Below are 15,414 nucleotides of genomic sequence, written 5' to 3' on the forward strand. Positions count from 1 at the left end.
CCAGCACACCGTCGCGAAAGTGATAAAACCGCGACGCCTGGGCCAACACCAACTCATCCGGCGACGTACCTAAATAGATCGCTGCTTCCGCGAGGCTATTGGTGATGGCGGGTCGAGCAACAGTCGGTAGTGGAAACTCAATCGAGCGGTTCTCATGGTCCGTCCAAACGACGGAATCGCCCGACACCGCAAGCCGATGCGCCAGCGAATGACTCCAGCCAAACCCCAGCCCGCCATCCACTTCCACCGCACTGGTGCGGTACAACCGTGTCCACTCGAACGGCAAGATCCCATCCAACGTGCCGTCGGTGAGGGTGAGCAACTCCTCCCCGGTAACCATCGACACCGGGCAGCCGTTGGTGACGGTCTTATCCGAAGAAGCCGCAGCATCCCCGTTCGGGTTCTTCCCTGAAACCGGCACATCATCGACAGGCTCCTGGCGGACCAACACCGTCTGCTGAGTCTTCCTGCGAACCGCCGGCACCGGGTTCGAAACCACATGCTCCCCCGCCTTCAACGGTGCCACCGGTACGGTCTTGATCGCTGTCGCGGGGCCACCGAGCAGCAAAGGCTTCACCGCCTCGACATGCGCGTCCAACGTCGGCCCCACCAACTGATTAGCCAGCCTCTCCAGCCACTTGCGCGCTCGTCCGGATTTGATATGTCCCAGCACCTGAGCGCCCAGGCGAATCTGCACGCCCATGCCGCGGGTCGCCCAGATCAGGAACAGATTGATCAACACCTCACCGCTGATCTCGCCCAGCACTTCATACAGCTCGGGCGGTGGCAGCAGGCGTAGCCAACTGACCATGGCCGACATGTAGATAAACAGCAGCGGCTCATCGCTGAGCACCAACAGCCCCTTTGCGATGGCGTCGTTGCCCAGCCTCAGCAGTTCATCGAGTTCAGTCTGGGAGATGTAGGCCAACAACTTCTGGCTGTTGGCCTTGAGGTCCGCCAACAAGTCATACAGCTGCGTAACGTTGTCCCACAGGTTGTAGAGCGCCTTGGCCATCCCGCTTGAAAACGCCAAACCTTGCATCGCGCTACGTTCGGGCGGCGTAGCGTTGGCGAAGTCATCCCACAGGGGCTGGAAAGTCTTGGTCCATTCCTCATGCAGGCGACTTTCCAACCCTGCGATCACCGATTGATAAGACGCATACAGCGCCTTGACGTGATCCTTGGAAACGTTGGGATAGAAGGTGATTTGGTACGGCTGGTTGCGATCACACTCGGTGATTTCGAGGATGCCGCCGGGGCCGATGGTCCGATGCAGTGGTGCGCCGAGCGGGCTGCCATCCTGGGCAATGGCTTGCAGCATCACCGGCGTATTGCCGATCGGTACAAACCGAGTGCTTTCGAACATATGCACCAGGGTCAGCGATCCCTGGGCATCGCACCTGGCGACGGTGTTACTGGGGGTTTTGGAGGAAGCCGGCGCCACCAGCGCCACCTCTTCCCCAACTTTGAACACCTGATCCACTTCCAGTGCCGAAGCGCTCAAGAACCCCTCGGCCCACTCATCAAAGGTGTTCAGGCAATCACGCAAGTCACGGAAGACGCGCTCAACGTCCGGCGCCTTGGCATCCATGGGGGCCAGGACAAAGCTGGCAATCACGGGAATCAAGAGGCAGCCCCGACAACCAGGGCATTAACGGGTAGGTGCATCGGCGGTCCCTCGCACTGAATGATCAGGCGAGAGACTTTGGAGAGGTTCGTCAGGTAAAGAAGTCGGCGCTATTCGCCAGGACGGCTAGGAGGGTTCGCCAAGACTTCGGGTAAATGCAGAGTCGATCGTAGGAGTCGGATTACAGGTGGAGAAGCCCTACAGCTTCAGTTGCCCAATCGCCTTGCTCAACTCACCAGCCAACGTTGCCAGCTCATTGCTGGTGGTCGCCGAACCCACAGTTTGTTGCACGGTGTTCTCGGTCACATCACGAATGCTCACCACTGCGCGGTTCATCTCTTCGGCCACGTGGCTTTGCTGTTCGGCGGCGACGGCGATCTGGGTGTTGCTTTCACGCATTTGCGCCACGGCGCTGGTGATTTCGGCGAGCGCCGTGCCGGCTTCCAGGGCTTGTTGTACGCAGTCGTCGGCCTTGAACGAGCTTTCCTGCATGAAGTCCACCGCGTCGCGGGTGCCGGCCTGCAGCGCCGAGACCATGCGGGTGATTTCGTCGGTGGAGCTTTGCACGCGCTTGGCCAGGTTGCGCACTTCGTCGGCGACCACGGCAAACCCACGGCCCATTTCCCCGGCGCGAGCAGCTTCGATGGCGGCGTTGAGGGCGAGCAGGTTGGTCTGTTCGGCGATGCTGTGGATCACACTGACCACGCTGTTGATTTTCTGGCTGTCCTCGGCCAGTTTCTGGATCATTTCGGCGGTCTGTTGCACGCCGGAAGACAGGCCGGCGATTGAATGCTGTACGCGGGTGACCACGTCCTGACCGCTGCCAGCGAGGGTGTCGGCGGCCTGGGACAAGTCGCGGGTGGCACCGGCATGTTGGGCGATATGGTAGACGGTGGCGGTCATTTCGTTGATGGCGGTGGCGGCCTGGTCGGTCTCGCTTTGCTGGCCAAGCATGCCGTGTTGTACCTCATTCATGCTGCTGGCCAATCGAGCGGCACCCTCGTCCAGAAGCCTGGCGGTGCGCGCCACGGTGCTGACCACGCGCTGATAACCGGCTTGCATGGCATTGAAGGCGCTGGCCATCTGGCCGACTTCATCCTTGCAGGCCAACGGCACGCGGGCCGACAGGTCGCCGGTTTTCTCCACGTGCAGCATCACGTCCTTGAGGGTGTTGAGTTGGCTGAGCAGGAAGCGGATCAGCAATTGCGAGGCGCAGAGCATCACCAGCATCAGGATCAGCACCGCCACGGCATAGTTGGCGAAGCGTTCACTGAATACCTGGCTCAGGCTGGGGGCGTGGGCGAGCACGGCGATGTATTGCCCATCAGGGCGGGCGATCACTTCGGCGCCCATCAGCGTGTTTTCGCCGAACAGCGGCATGGGGTTGAGTTCGACCCAACCCGTGTTGCTGCTCAGGGCTGACAGATCCTGATCGGCCAGCTGTGGGACTTGGCCGCGGGCAAACGTCAGCCAGTGCTCGCTCTTGGGCAGGGCCTTGTCGGCCGGCCAGGCTCCGAGCAATTGCGCCTGGGCCTGTGCCGAGGCCTGGGACGCATGGCTGCGCGATTGCTGTTCGAGATGCACGGCGTACAGCACCAGGAGCAGGGTCGTGATAAAGGCGACCGCGTTGACGGCCCAGAATTTGTATTTCAGCGAGATATTGCTAAGCCAGGCACCCATGGAAGGTTTTCTCTGATAGCGGAAACAGCATTGGCAAGGTGCCATTATTGTGCCGCTACTCCGCAAAGCGGTTTTGACATGGGTCAATGCACCGCATCAATCCACGGCAGGCAGCCCAAAAAACGCGCGGGCACAGGCGGTGCTGTGCTGAGCCAGGTCCTCGGCCGTTTCGTTGCGGTGCAGGGCGACTTCGCGTAGCACTTCCGGCAGGTAGGCGGGTTCGTTACGGCCGTTTTTCGGCTTTGGACGCAGGGTGCGCGGCAGCAGGTAGGGCGCATCGCTCTCCAGCATCAGACGACCACGGGGAATTTCCCTGACCAACGGATGCAGGTGCGTCCCACGGCGCTCATCACAGATCCAGCCAGTAATGCCGATGTGCAAATCGAGATCGAGGTAGCTGAACAGCGCCGGTTGTTCGCCGGTGAAGCAATGCACCACGGCGGCGCTCAGGTGGTCGCGGTAGTCCTTGAGGATCTCCAGCAGGCGCTGGTTGGCGTCGCGCTCGTGGAGAAACACCGGCAGTTTCAGCTCAACCGCCAGAGCCAAGTGCTCTTCGAGGACTTTTTCCTGCTGCGGGCGCGGAGAGAAATCCCGATTGAAATCCAGCCCGCATTCGCCCACCGCACGTACGCGGCTTTCGTTGAGCAAACCACGCAGGCGCCTGGCGCTATCGCCGTTCCAATCGCTGGCGGAGTGGGGGTGGATGCCGGCCGTGCTGAACAGGCGCTGGCCGCTGTCATCGAGGTTGACGCACAGTTCCAAGGCCTGTTCGCTGCCGTCGACGCTGGTGCCGGTGAGCACCAATTGTTGCACCCCGGCAGCATAGGCGCGGTCGAGAACGGCCTGGTGCTTCTCGTCGAAACTGGGGTTGGTCAGGTTGACGCCGATATCAATGAGTTGCATGGTGCTATCTCCGCCTGCGGCCGGAAAGCATATCAGAGCTGTAGATTTATAAGAAAAACGAAGAACTACAACGAGTTATAGCTGTCTTTGAACGTCGCAAGTGACATCGTGATTGGCTGCACGCCTTGCACTGTGCCACCGTTGCGCGTCTTGCCAGCGCTTAAAGCGCTCTGTTTCTGACCCCCAACGCCTCGTTTTTCGCGAGGGTGTTGGCCAGTATTCTTTCCGGAGAGCGGATGATCCGACCCTCGGCGTTGCTTATGTTGTGCCTGACGCTGCTGCTGCCCGCGGCGGCGCTCGCGCGTCTGGACGGGCCGCTGGAAGTGACCAGGCCCGGCAAGGTGCGCGACCTGGCGGAGATTCGCTCGAGTCGCACCCTGCGTGTACTGGTGAACCAGAGCCGTAACAGTTCCGGCGAGGTCCAGGGCCAGGCCATCGGTGTCGAATACCATCGCCTGCGTGCGTTCGAGCAATACCTCAATGGCCACGCCCGTGATGGCCAGGAAATCAACCTCAAGATCATTCCCAAGGCCAAGGACCAACTGCTCGGCGCACTCGCCCGTGGCGAAGGCGACCTGGTGGCCCCCGGTGAATTGCTGGATGTGAAGGCCGCACACAAGATCAGCACCAGCGATCCGATCGCCAGCGGTGTGCCGTTATGGCTGGTGGGGGTGAAGGGTGAGCGGCGGTTTACCAAGCTGGAGCAACTGTCCGGACGTACCCTGGCGCTGACCACCGGCAGCGCGGCGGCGGATGCCATCAGCCAGGTCAACCAGAAACTGGCCTTGCACAAACAGCCGCCGGTCAAGGTGGAATGGGTGGACCCGACCCTGGCGGTGGAGGATGTGCTGGAGATGGTCCAGGCGGGTATTTTTCACCTGACTATTGTCGAGAAGCCGATTGCTGAGCGCTGGTCGAAGATCCTGCCCAAGTTGCGCTTCGACAAGCAGGTGGCAATCAGCGAACCGGGCGACGAGTACTGGTTTGTGCGCCAGGATGCCTCGATGCTGCGGGCCAGTATTGATCGATTTCTCAAGACCTATCGCACGCCGTCCGACCAGGATGTGGCATTCCAGCGCATCTATCGGCGCCTCTACCAGGTGCGCAACCCGCTGGCCCGCGTCGACCGCCAGCGCCTGGAAAAACTGCGCCCGGTATTGCAAAAGCACGCCCGTGAGCAAGGCATGGACTGGCTGAACCTCGCGGCGCTGGCGTTCAAGGAGTCGGCTTTCGACCCGGGTGCGCGCAACAGCGGCGGCCCTACCGGCCTGATGCAGATCACCCCTTCGGCAGCGCAGCGGGTGGGCGTCAACAACATCGAAAGTCTCGACAGCAATGTGCAGGCCGGCGCGCGTTACCTGGCGTTGATCCGTCGCAAATTCTTCGCCAGCCCCAAGCTCAACGAGCGCGAGCGCATGGCCTTCGTATTGGCCGCGTACAACATGGGGCCGGAGCGGGTGCAGGGCATGCGCACCGAGGCCAGGCGTCGGGGACTGAACCCCAATCAATGGTTCTTCCAGGTGGAGCGCATCGCCATGGAGCAGGTGGGGATGGGGGGCGTCAGCTATGTTAATAGCGTCAACAAGTACTACTTGGCGTTCGATCGGGAGCGAGAGTCCCTGGAACCGCAGGCGCCGAAAATCGCCTCACGGAAATAATCTATTTTTTCGATGTTAATCAGGCAGTTTTTCCGCTTTTATCATTGTTTAAACTGATTAATATAGCGGCCAACCAACCCCTACTTCGAAAAGGATCCACCCCATGAGCCCAATGATCAAAAGCGTACTGTCCACTCGTGCCGGCTACGGCCTGACCATCCTGCGCATCGTCGTCGGCATCATCTTTGCCGCCCATGGTTCGCAAAAACTCTTCGGTTGGTTTGGCGGCTATGGCCTGGCGGGCACCGCCCAGTGGATGGAAAGCATTGGCCTGGCGCCGGGTACCCTGATGGCGCTGCTGTCGGGCGGAACCGAGTTCTTTGCCGGCCTGGCACTGATCATCGGTTTGCTGGTACGCCCGGCGGCATTGGGCCTGACCATTCTGTCGCTGGTGGCGATCTTCTCGGTGCATATCCATAACGGCTTGTTCATGGCCAACAACGGTTATGAGTTCGCACTGGCCCTGCTGGGCGGCTCCCTGGCGGTGCTGCTGGAAGGTGCTGGCAAACTGTCTGCCGACCGCGCCATCGCCAACTGACACCGGCGCAAAACTCTGAAAAGGCCCACCACTGTGTGGGCCTTTTCGTTGCTCGGGATTCTTGACACCGCCCCACCGGCTTCTCTAGGATGCTGCCCATGCGCCGATTTAAACAGCTAATTGCGGGGCGCCACTGGGTCTTGATAGAACCCGACAGAAGCTTGTTCTCCCCTGGGGAGGCAACTTCGAAATACCGCTAAAGCGCTGGTTCGGTGTTGCCTCTCACCTGCCCGCAGACTTTTGAGGCAGAGACACGACACGATGAATGCACTACGCCCCCTGATACGCCTGGCCCCGATCACCGCGGACCTCACCCAACGCAATCCAAAAATCCTCCTGGGCGGCAAGCATCAGCCTACGCTCTTGCGTTATCTGGACGGGTGGCCACGTCGCAGCGGACGGCCATCGGCATTCTTGATTCAGTTTGTGGAAGATGGCGATTCTCTTGCCCGGTTTGCGAATAACAGCTTCGATCTTGCGGTTATCCAGGCCCCCAGCGCCAGCGACGCGCAGGAAGTCATCCGACAATTGACCCGCATTGCCCGGCAGGGGCTGATTGCCAGGCGTTGAACTCAGTAGAGCGCGACGCTCGCCTGTAGTCGACGCCGTCGATTGCACAGGAAAACCACCCAGGCAACCAGGCATAGCATCAGGGGTATCGCCAGTGCCACGAGCATTTTTATGGCGAACTCCAGGCGATGTACCTGCGCGTATGCCTCGGCTTTCAAGGCATGTAATTCCATTGGCAAGCGCAGTCGCTCCTTGTTGAGTGCAACCAATTGGGTGGTGGTGTCCACGGTCTGGGAGCCGAGCTGCACCTCCGTTGTGCGCAGCATTTGCCATTCATGTTCTGTCCGTAGCAGGCGTTGTTCCAATTCAGTCGCCTTCTGCGTGTAGGCGTGTACGGCGCTGTCGCGCATCCGTTCCAGCCTGTTTGGCGATCTTTGCGTCGACGCGTGCGGGCGAATATTGGTCAGTACATCACTGGCGGACAAGTTATCCAGCGTATTCAAGATAAACAGTGTGTTGCTGTCGGGCGCTGGGCTATTGACTTGATCCGTGAGCAAATCAGTGTCGGCGACTACCACCACATGGATCTGCGCCGCTTTTTGCACTGCTGCCGGCTGTCCTTCCACGTCATCGAGGAATGCTGAATAGGCAGGCCCCTCTATACGGGCTGCAATCACATGGCGTTGTGTTTGGCTGGAGGCCTCATCGGCCGTTGAATCGAGCTCGGTTGCCGAGGCAAGCCGGTCGGTTTCCTGCAACTCGGATTGCAGGGAGCTTTGCAGGAGAGGGGTCAGCGTCGTGCGGCCTTTCTGGCGGCGAAACAGCACGCCGCTGCTTGATACCGTCACGTTATTCAATTTCCAGGTGCTCGGATCGCCTGTGTTCATTGCCTGCCGGGGCAGGTTCAACCTGCCCGGATGCTGCACTGTGAACTTCCCTTTCACAGGTGTGTGCGACGCGGCGTAGCGGTGATCGAGCAGAAACTTGTTCGCCGGCATCTGTATTCCCCAAGCGGCAAGCAAATCAGTCAGTCGGGTATTGGCGGATGGGGTGTTCGAGCTTTGCTCACTAAACGGGTCGATAAATGCCATCAATTTACCGCCCTTCAATACAAATTGTTCAACCGCATATAACGATTGTTCAGGCAGCGCCTGTGGATGCACGACCATGAGCGTCTTGACCTGTTCCGGCACGCGCTCGGTGCTTGCTCCCAGATTGACCAGGTTGAAATGTCGCTGCAGTTCCTTCAACAATCGGCCCGCGGATTCTCCCATCGCGAGCCCTGACAGCAGTCCGATAGCGGGGCGCTCCGGATGCTGCAACTTGTAGATCAAATGACTGATTTCATATTCGAGCAATGGCTCACGATCCAGGCTGAATGATTCGATGCGTTGCGCTCCATAGCCGGCTCGGGTGCCGATCAGGCCCATGAATCCCGCATTGTCGTCGAGGCCAAACAACCTGGCTTTGTAGGCGTCCTCTGAAAAAGGCATGGGATCAATAAGGTGCAGGTTGATCATGCCTTTTGCTGCTTTTTCGTACTCCATCAACCGGTCTTCGATGCGCTTGCCATAGCGTTTCAAGGTGTAGCTTCGTCCAGGGCTGTCATGGGCATTGAAATAATACAAATCCACAGGGTTTTCCAATGACGCGAGTAACTGTCGTACTTGAGGCGATAGGGTATGCGTTTTTCCTTGTGAGAAGTCCCATCGGATATTTGGAATTTTTCCTACCCAAACTAAGTTAAACGCCAGGAATAGTAACAGGATAACAGTGAGTGTCATGCCGGTGCGCAGAGTAGGTCGCATGGAGGGCTTTCCTTCTCAGCTGTGTCTATAGTTGAGAGTGACGGTCGTCGCTGCGAGAAAGGCCAAGATCATGCTGATGAAGTAAAGCATGTCACGAAGCGTGAACTTTCCATTGTCGATAGCGCTGTACCTCGAAAAAGGGCTGAGGGAAACCAGACTGTCCACCGCCCAGATGGGGGCTTGATGTTCAAGTGCATCGAGTAAATAAGAGAGTGCGCTGACGATAAGCATAAAGCCTACAGTCAGTATGAAAAGGGCAGTGCGTTGCCGTACCAGTGTGAAAATAAAACAACCGACGGCTAGATAACTGCCCGCCAGTAGCCAGCTCGATATAAATTGCGAGGCAATAACGCTGTTGTCCGCCACTCCCAGGTAGTTGGCAATGATCACGAGAGGGAAGGTCAATATCAGGGCTGTGGCCGCCACGACCCAGGCTGCTAGAAATTTGCCGATAACCCATTCAAACGTGGTGATGGGTAATGTTTTCATCAGGTCGAGAAAACCGGCATTGGACTCGTCCGACCAGAGTTGTGCCGCCAGTACTGGAATCAGCAATAAATAGAGCCAGGGGTGTAGCTGGAAGAAAACCTGCAAGTGACTGCTGTCCTGTTCTGGCCAGGCGCTCATGTGCAACCCCAATGCCACGGACAGTACTGAAAAAATGGCAATGCTCAGATAGGTGCCGGGTGTACCGGCATAGTGGACGAGTTGACGCTTGAATATGACGGGCAGCAGTTTCAAAGGGGAGTCTCTCGGCTCAGATAATGAACTACGTCGCTGAGGCGACCAGGCTCCAGGCTCAGTGAGTTGATTTTCCAGCGACGATTGGCAATGAGCGTATTGATATGGGGGTAGATGGTGTGCCCCGGCATGGCCAGGACGGTCACCGTGCAGGGTGCGTGCCGATGTTCTTCGATGCCTGCCACCCCCGGCAGTACGGCGAGAGCCAGCAGGTCCAAGGGGGCATCTGCGGCGAGGGTGACCGCCTGGAAATGGCGAGAGTCGCGTTGCAGATCTGGCATGGGGGTATCGGCCACCAGGCGATCACCTGCGATCACCAGGGCGCGTGTACAGAGTTCGGATAATTCATCGCAGTGTCGGGAAGCGACGATCACGGTCATTTCTTGCGTCAATGACTGGATGAGGCTCCTGAATTTGTATTTCTGATCAGGTGCCAGCCCCTCGGTCGGTTCATCCAGTAATAGCAAGGCAGGGGCGTGCAGGATGGCCTGGGCAATGGTGACTTTGCGCTTCAAACCGATGGAGAGAGCCTCGAGGGGAGCGTTGAGCACCGGCAACAACTCCAGTTGCGTAGCGGCATAGTCCACCTGTGCGCGTTTTTCGGTGCCGCGCAGTCCGCGAAGGGCCGCGATGTAGTCAAGGAATTCTTTAACCGACATCGTAGGATGACTGACGCATCTGTGAAGTTGGTAGCCGATGAGTTTTTTTGCTCTTAATGGATGGGCTTTAGTATTGAAGCCTTGGATGTTTATATGCCCGCTGGAAGGCGTGGTCGAGCCCGATATTACGTCGAGAAGGGCCGTTTTAACTGTAGGATTTTCTCCGAATAGTCCCAGGCATTCCTGTTTGTTTGCGCTGAATGAAAAATCGCTGATTATTTTCTTATTGTTTAAATGTTTTGTCAGGTTGATGATTTCGATCATTTAGCGTGGTGTGTTCGTGGAGGGAGAGTTTGAAAAGGGTACGAGCAATATCTGTTTTTGGGAACGCCGCTCAGCATTAATAGGAAAAATCCTACGGGCGCGCTAGGCAAGTCGCTGAAACAATTGTTTTGTGTTTTTAACCTTTAATTATTGAGTGATGGTCTGAAGGTTATAGAGACTTTTCGAATTTTGTAATGAGGCCCGATCACCATGATGCTTCTACGTACCCTTGTTCTTGAACGCGACGGTCAAGATGCTCCGGTTAACGGTGCATTGCTCTGTGGGTTTGCTGTAGGCCAGATTGCCTCCAACTTTCTTGTTTATAGCTTGGATGAAGAGGTTGAGCCGGCGAGTTCCAGGGTGTATGTCGCAGCCTTGCGCAAAAAACTTGATCGGTATTTTCTGGGGGGAGTGGAGTCCAAGGAGGACCTGCATGTGGCAATGCATGTTTTCAAGCAAATTCTTACCTCGGCGGCGGCAGGCACTAAAGCCGGTGTTACCGAAACTCAGGTGCCTTATCATTTTATCGATTTAAAAGGCTGCAAGCTGCCGCCTGCGAGGCCCGAAGAGCATCATTCGGTGATCATCAAGAAGGCCCTGGTGATGAAAGTGATCTCCCTGGGAATGTCTGCGCCGGTGCTGCCGGCAATCGAAAGTGCTTCATTAATTGTGCCTTCCATTCGTTTCTCGTCGAAAATGAGTTCATCTGTCAGGGGGGCGAATCCACCCGAGCCTACTCCGCTTCCCGTACCTGAACCTGTCGTAGAAGAGCCCCGGCAGATGTTGGTCGACGCGCCTGTGGCCATCGTCCAGGATGTACCTGTTGTCCTGAATGAGCCAAGCGCCCCGGCGCAGCCGAAGCTTTCGGCGCCCGCGGACGACGACCACTTGTTTGAAGTAGGCAGTACGCTGACCAACCTGGCTCGTGTTGCTCAGGAGCTGGCCCAACAGAAACTCGCTGCGTCGGAGAGGGAAACCGCGCTTGATCAATGGCAGGCCCGCTTGCAGCAGGAGCAAACCCAGTTGGATGAAAGGGTCCGGGATCTGGAGCAGCGCACCGCTCAACTGCATGACCAGTCCCTGGCCGTCAGTCAACGGACCGAAGCCCTGAAGGTGATGACCTCGCAAGTCTCGAGCTTACGCCAGAGCTTGCGGGGCGTGCTGCTTGAATTGGATCAGACGTTGGATAGCTAGACAGGCCTGGCTACTTTCCTGGGTTCATTTATCATCAGCGCCAGCGAACCGACGCCTGGATGTGATTTCCTGCCTTATCGGTACCTATGGACATAGCCTGGGGATGCATGCGTTTGAGTACCAAGCTGATAACCAAAGAAGGTCATGAAGCGCTGAAGAAAGAGTTGGATTACCTGTGGCGCGAAAAGCGCCCGGATACCACGCGCAAGGTGACATGGGCTGCTTCCCTGGGGGATCGCAGCGAGAATGCCGACTACCAGTACAACAAGAAGCTACTGCGCGAAATCGACCGGCGGGTGCGTTACTTGCGCAAGCGCCTGGAAGACATGCGTGTGGTGGAATACATGCCCGAGCAGGAAGGGAAGGTGTTTTTCGGCGCCTGGGTCGAGATTGAAAACGAACAGGGCGAGACCAAGCGTTTCCGTATCGTCGGCTATGACGAGATTTATGATCGGATGGACTATATCTCCATCGATTCACCGATGGCCCGTGCGCTGCTGCGCAAGGAAGTCGACGATGAGGCCATTGTGCAGACCCCGGGAGGCGAGGTGTGCTGGTGGATCACCGCTATCGAGTACGTGAAGTAAGCGACGTTGACCCGCCCCCCGCAAGGCAGGCGGGTCATTGACCGCTCAGCCCTCGCGCAAAACCGTCAGCGGGCTGGCATTCAGCGCACGGCGCGTGCCGAACACCCCGGCACCGCCGATCAATACGGCGCCGATCACAGGCAGCAGCAACAGCCAGGGGTGCGGTTGCCAGGCCAGGTCGAAGGCATAGCGGTACAGCACCCACGTCACCAACTCGGTACCCAGCGCCGCCAGCAAGCCGCTGACTGCGCCCAGCAAGCCGAACTCGATGCGCCGCGCCTTGACCAGCAGCTTGCGCTCCGCGCCCAGTGCCCGGAGCAGTGCACCTTGGCGAATACGCTCATCCAAGGTGGCTTGCAGGCCGGAGAACAGCACCGCCATCCCAGCGGCCAGCACAAACAACAACACGTACTCCACCGCCAGTGTCACTTGGGCGAGGATGCTGCGCAGCTGCTCCAGCAGCGCCTCGACCTGCAGGATGGTCACCGCCGGGAAGGCGCGGGACAGATCAACGATCTGCTGATCATGCCCTGGCGCGAGGTAGAAGCTGGTCAGGTAGGTGGCCGGCAGGTCCGTCAAGGTTCCCGGTTGGAAAATCATGAAGAAGTTCGGCTGGAAGTTATCCCAGTTGATGGTTCGCAGGCTGGCAACCCGCGCCTCACGGTTTTCCCCGGCGATGGTGAACACCAGGTGATCGTTCAACTTGAGCTTGAGGCTCTGCGCGACCTTGGCTTCTACCGAGACTCCGGGCATTCCATCGGGGGGTTGTTGCGACCACCATGAGCCTTCGGTCAGGGTATTGCCCGGCGGCAGGTCGGCGGCCCAGGTCAGGCTCAAGTCCCGTTGTACGGCGCGGTCACCGCTGGAGTCCTTGCTGACTATTTCCTGTACCGGCTCGCCATTGATACTGATCAACCGACCTGGCACGACCGGGTACAGCGGCGCGGATTGCGCCTGCACTTCCAGCAGGCGGGCACCAAAGGCGTCCTTATCGGCCGGCAGGATATTCAAGGCGAAATAGTTGGGGGCGTCCTTGGGCAGCTGGTTTTGCCAGGTGTCCAGCAATTCGCCACGCAGCAGGGCGATCAAGCCCATGGACAACAGGATCAGGCCGAATGCCAGGGACTGGCCCGCCGCCGCCAGCGGGTGGCGCAGCAATTGGCCCAGGCCCAGGCGCCACGGCAGGGAGGCCCGGGCCAACAGGCGTCGCAGGCTTTGCAACAGCAGCAGAAGCAAGCCCCCCAGAACCAGCGCGGCAACCACGCCGCCGCCCAGCAGGGCGAAGGTCAGCACCAGGTCGAGGCTCAGGCGCCACATGATCAGGCCCAGGGCGAACAACGCGGCGCCGTAGACCATCCAGGTGCTGGACGGGATAGGCAGCAGGTCGCGCCTCAGCACTCGCAGCGGCGGCACGCGACCGAGGGCGGCCAACGGTGGCAGCGCGAATCCCGCGAGAGCAACCAGCCCGGTGCCGATCCCGGCAATGGCCGGCAACAGTCCACCAGGCGGAACATCCGCCGGCAACAGGTCGTGCAGGAAATAGAACAGGCCAAACTGTGCCAGCCAACCGAGCAGGGCGCCGGCCAGGCTCGCCAGCAACCCCAGTACGCTCAATTGCAGGCTGAACAGCAACATGGCCTCGAGTCGCGATAACCCAAGGCAACGTAGCAACGCACTGGCGTCGAAACGGCGGGTGGCAAAGCGGTTGGCCGACAGGGCCACGGCGACGCCGGCCAACAGCACGGCCACCAGGCTGGCCATGTTCAGGTAGCGCTCGGCTTTGCCCAGGGCGCCGCCGATCTGCTGGTTGCCGTCCCGTGAATCCTGAAGACGCTGGTTGGCAGCGAGCCCCGGCTTGATCAGGTCACGATAGGTTTGCAGCGCGGTGCTGGCCTGCGGGCCACGCCACAACTCGCGGTAGCTGACGCGACTGCCTGGCTGGACTACGCCGGTGGCGTCCAGGTCCGCCAGGTTGATCATCACCCTGGGCGTCAGGCTATAGAAGTTGCCGGCGCGATCCGGCTCGTAGGTCAGTACGCGTGCCAGGCGCAAGGTCTTCATACCCACATCGATAGTGTCGCCGACGTTCAGGTCCAGTGCCGTCAGCAGCCGCGACTCGACCCAGGCTTCACCGGGTTTCGGCCCGCCGCCCGGGGTTTCGTCCCCAAAGGGGGCTGCTGCGCTCTTGAGTTGACCGCGTAGCGGATACTGCTCGTTGACCGCCTTGATGCTGGAGAGCTGGATACCATTATCGGTGGCAATGACGCTGGAAAACTCAACCACACGGGCGTGATCCAGGCCCAGTTCGGTCCCGGATCTGATTTGTTCGGGGCGGGCCGGTGAGCTGCCTTCGAGTACCAGGTCGGCGCCGAGGAACTCCGTGGCGCGCAACAGCATGGCGCCGTTGAGGCGGGCGCCGAAATAACCGATGGCGGTACTGGCGGCCACGGCCACCAACAGGGCGAAGAACAACACACGCAATTCGCCGGCGCGGGCATCGCGCAGTAATTGGCGCAGGGCAAGGCTGAACAGGCGCAACAGCGGCAAACGTGCCATCAAGGCTCCAGGGGGGCGACCATCAGGCCGGCTTCAAGGCGGATCAGGCGTCGGCAACGATGAGCCAGGCGCTCGTCATGGGTCACCAGCACCAGGGTCGTGCCGCTTTCTTTATTGAGCTCGAACAGCAGGTCGCTGATGCGCTCGCCGGTGTGGCTGTCGAGGTTGCCGGTGGGCTCATCGGCAAACAGCACGTCCGGTTCGGCGGCAAAGGCGCGGGCAATCGCCACCCGTTGCTGTTCGCCCCCGGAAAGCTGGCGTGGGGAATGGGTCAGGCGCTGGCCGAGGCCCACGCGCTCCAGCAGGTGTCTGGCGCGTTCGCGGGCGTCCTTGCGGCCATCCAGCTCCAGCGGCAGCATGACGTTCTCCAGCGCATTGAGGCTGTCGAGCAGTTGAAACGACTGGAACACAAAGCCTACGTGTTCGGCACGGATGCGTGCGCGCTGGTCTTCGTCGAGGGTGCTGAGCGCCTGGCCGGCGAGGGTGACTTCACCGCTGCTGGGCAGGTCGAGGCCGGCGAGCAGGCCGAGGAGGGTGGATTTACCGGAGCCGGAGCTGCCGACGATAGCCAGGCTATCGCCCTTGTTCAGTTCCAGGCTCAGTTCGTGCAGGATAGTCAGTTCACCTTCCGCGCTGGGAACCACTTTGCTGAGGTTCCGCGCGGTGAGAATGCTTGCGCCCATGGAGAA

The 15,414-nt window shown here is 59.4% G+C and carries 13 protein-coding genes; 5 read left to right on the forward strand and 8 right to left on the reverse strand.

Translation table 11 applies throughout. The features are described from left to right. The 3 genes from J1N02_RS22500 to J1N02_RS22510 form a co-directional block, all read right to left on the reverse strand. On the reverse strand, positions 1–1,627 hold a 1,627-nt coding region (locus tag J1N02_RS22500; RefSeq protein ID WP_421147772.1), incomplete at its 3' end, for a DUF6531 domain-containing protein. Positions 1,628–1,825: 198 nt separating this feature from the next. After that, entirely contained in the window at positions 1,826–3,307 is a 1,482-nt protein-coding gene (locus J1N02_RS22505; RefSeq protein ID WP_405126114.1) for a methyl-accepting chemotaxis protein, read from the reverse strand. Positions 3,308–3,403: 96 nt separating this feature from the next. Next, positions 3,404–4,210: a TatD family hydrolase gene (locus tag J1N02_RS22510; protein WP_092358477.1), complete on the reverse strand. Its 807-nt coding sequence runs from the start codon at positions 4,208–4,210 to the stop codon at positions 3,404–3,406. A gap of 236 nt (positions 4,211–4,446) precedes the next feature. Between J1N02_RS22510 and J1N02_RS22515 the strand changes: the two genes are divergently transcribed. The 3 genes from J1N02_RS22515 (at position 4,447) to J1N02_RS22525 (ending at position 6,976) form a co-directional block, all read left to right on the forward strand. Further along, positions 4,447–5,868 (forward strand): transglycosylase SLT domain-containing protein, encoded by a 1,422-nt coding sequence (locus J1N02_RS22515; RefSeq protein ID WP_027606965.1) that lies wholly within the window; start codon positions 4,447–4,449, stop codon positions 5,866–5,868. Positions 5,869–5,971: 103 nt separating this feature from the next. Continuing rightward, positions 5,972–6,406 (forward strand): DoxX family protein, encoded by a 435-nt coding sequence (locus J1N02_RS22520; protein WP_027606966.1) that lies wholly within the window; start codon positions 5,972–5,974, stop codon positions 6,404–6,406. 261 nt (positions 6,407–6,667) lie between these two features. Further along, positions 6,668–6,976, forward strand: a complete 309-nt coding sequence (locus J1N02_RS22525; RefSeq protein WP_065924423.1) for a hypothetical protein — start codon at positions 6,668–6,670, stop codon at positions 6,974–6,976. Between the two features lie 2 nt (positions 6,977–6,978). On the opposite strand, the gene J1N02_RS22530 is transcribed toward J1N02_RS22525, so the two are convergent. The 3 genes from J1N02_RS22530 to J1N02_RS22540 are packed head-to-tail and all read right to left on the reverse strand — an operon-like array spanning position 6,979 to position 10,388. Continuing rightward, on the reverse strand, positions 6,979–8,724 hold the full coding sequence (locus J1N02_RS22530) for a Gldg family protein (protein ID WP_027606968.1): 1,746 nt from the start codon (positions 8,722–8,724) through the stop codon (positions 6,979–6,981). A gap of 15 nt (positions 8,725–8,739) precedes the next feature. Then, positions 8,740–9,465 (reverse strand): ABC transporter permease, encoded by a 726-nt coding sequence (locus J1N02_RS22535; RefSeq protein WP_027606969.1) that lies wholly within the window; start codon positions 9,463–9,465, stop codon positions 8,740–8,742. Beyond that, the gene (locus tag J1N02_RS22540) at positions 9,462–10,388 is read right to left on the reverse strand and encodes an ABC transporter ATP-binding protein (RefSeq protein WP_421147773.1); all 927 of its coding nucleotides are present in this window, start codon (positions 10,386–10,388) and stop codon (positions 9,462–9,464) included. The genes J1N02_RS22535 and J1N02_RS22540 overlap by 4 nt, the downstream gene beginning before the upstream one ends. A 210-nt stretch (positions 10,389–10,598) precedes the next feature. Here J1N02_RS22540 and J1N02_RS22545 point away from each other — a divergent pair, with 210 nt between their 5' ends. Beyond that, positions 10,599–11,582: a hypothetical protein gene (locus tag J1N02_RS22545; RefSeq protein ID WP_027606971.1), complete on the forward strand. Its 984-nt coding sequence runs from the start codon at positions 10,599–10,601 to the stop codon at positions 11,580–11,582. Positions 11,583–11,695: 113 nt separating this feature from the next. Continuing rightward, positions 11,696–12,169: a transcription elongation factor GreB gene (greB, locus tag J1N02_RS22550; protein ID WP_027606972.1), complete on the forward strand. Its 474-nt coding sequence runs from the start codon at positions 11,696–11,698 to the stop codon at positions 12,167–12,169. 45 nt (positions 12,170–12,214) lie between these two features. Here greB and J1N02_RS22555 read toward each other — a convergent pair whose 3' ends face one another. Both J1N02_RS22555 and J1N02_RS22560 read right to left on the reverse strand, forming a co-directional pair. After that, positions 12,215–14,725, reverse strand: coding sequence for an ABC transporter permease (locus J1N02_RS22555; RefSeq protein ID WP_092358479.1), 2,511 nt, complete (start codon positions 14,723–14,725; stop codon positions 12,215–12,217). Further along, entirely contained in the window at positions 14,725–15,408 is a 684-nt protein-coding gene (locus J1N02_RS22560) for an ABC transporter ATP-binding protein (RefSeq protein WP_005786391.1), read from the reverse strand. Before J1N02_RS22560 ends, J1N02_RS22555 begins: the two co-directional genes overlap by 1 nt. Positions 15,409–15,414: the final 6 nt, after the last annotated feature.

Source organism: Pseudomonas sp. NFX5, from assembly GCF_049132125.1.
GTDB lineage: Bacteria > Pseudomonadota > Gammaproteobacteria > Pseudomonadales > Pseudomonadaceae > Aquipseudomonas > Aquipseudomonas marginalis.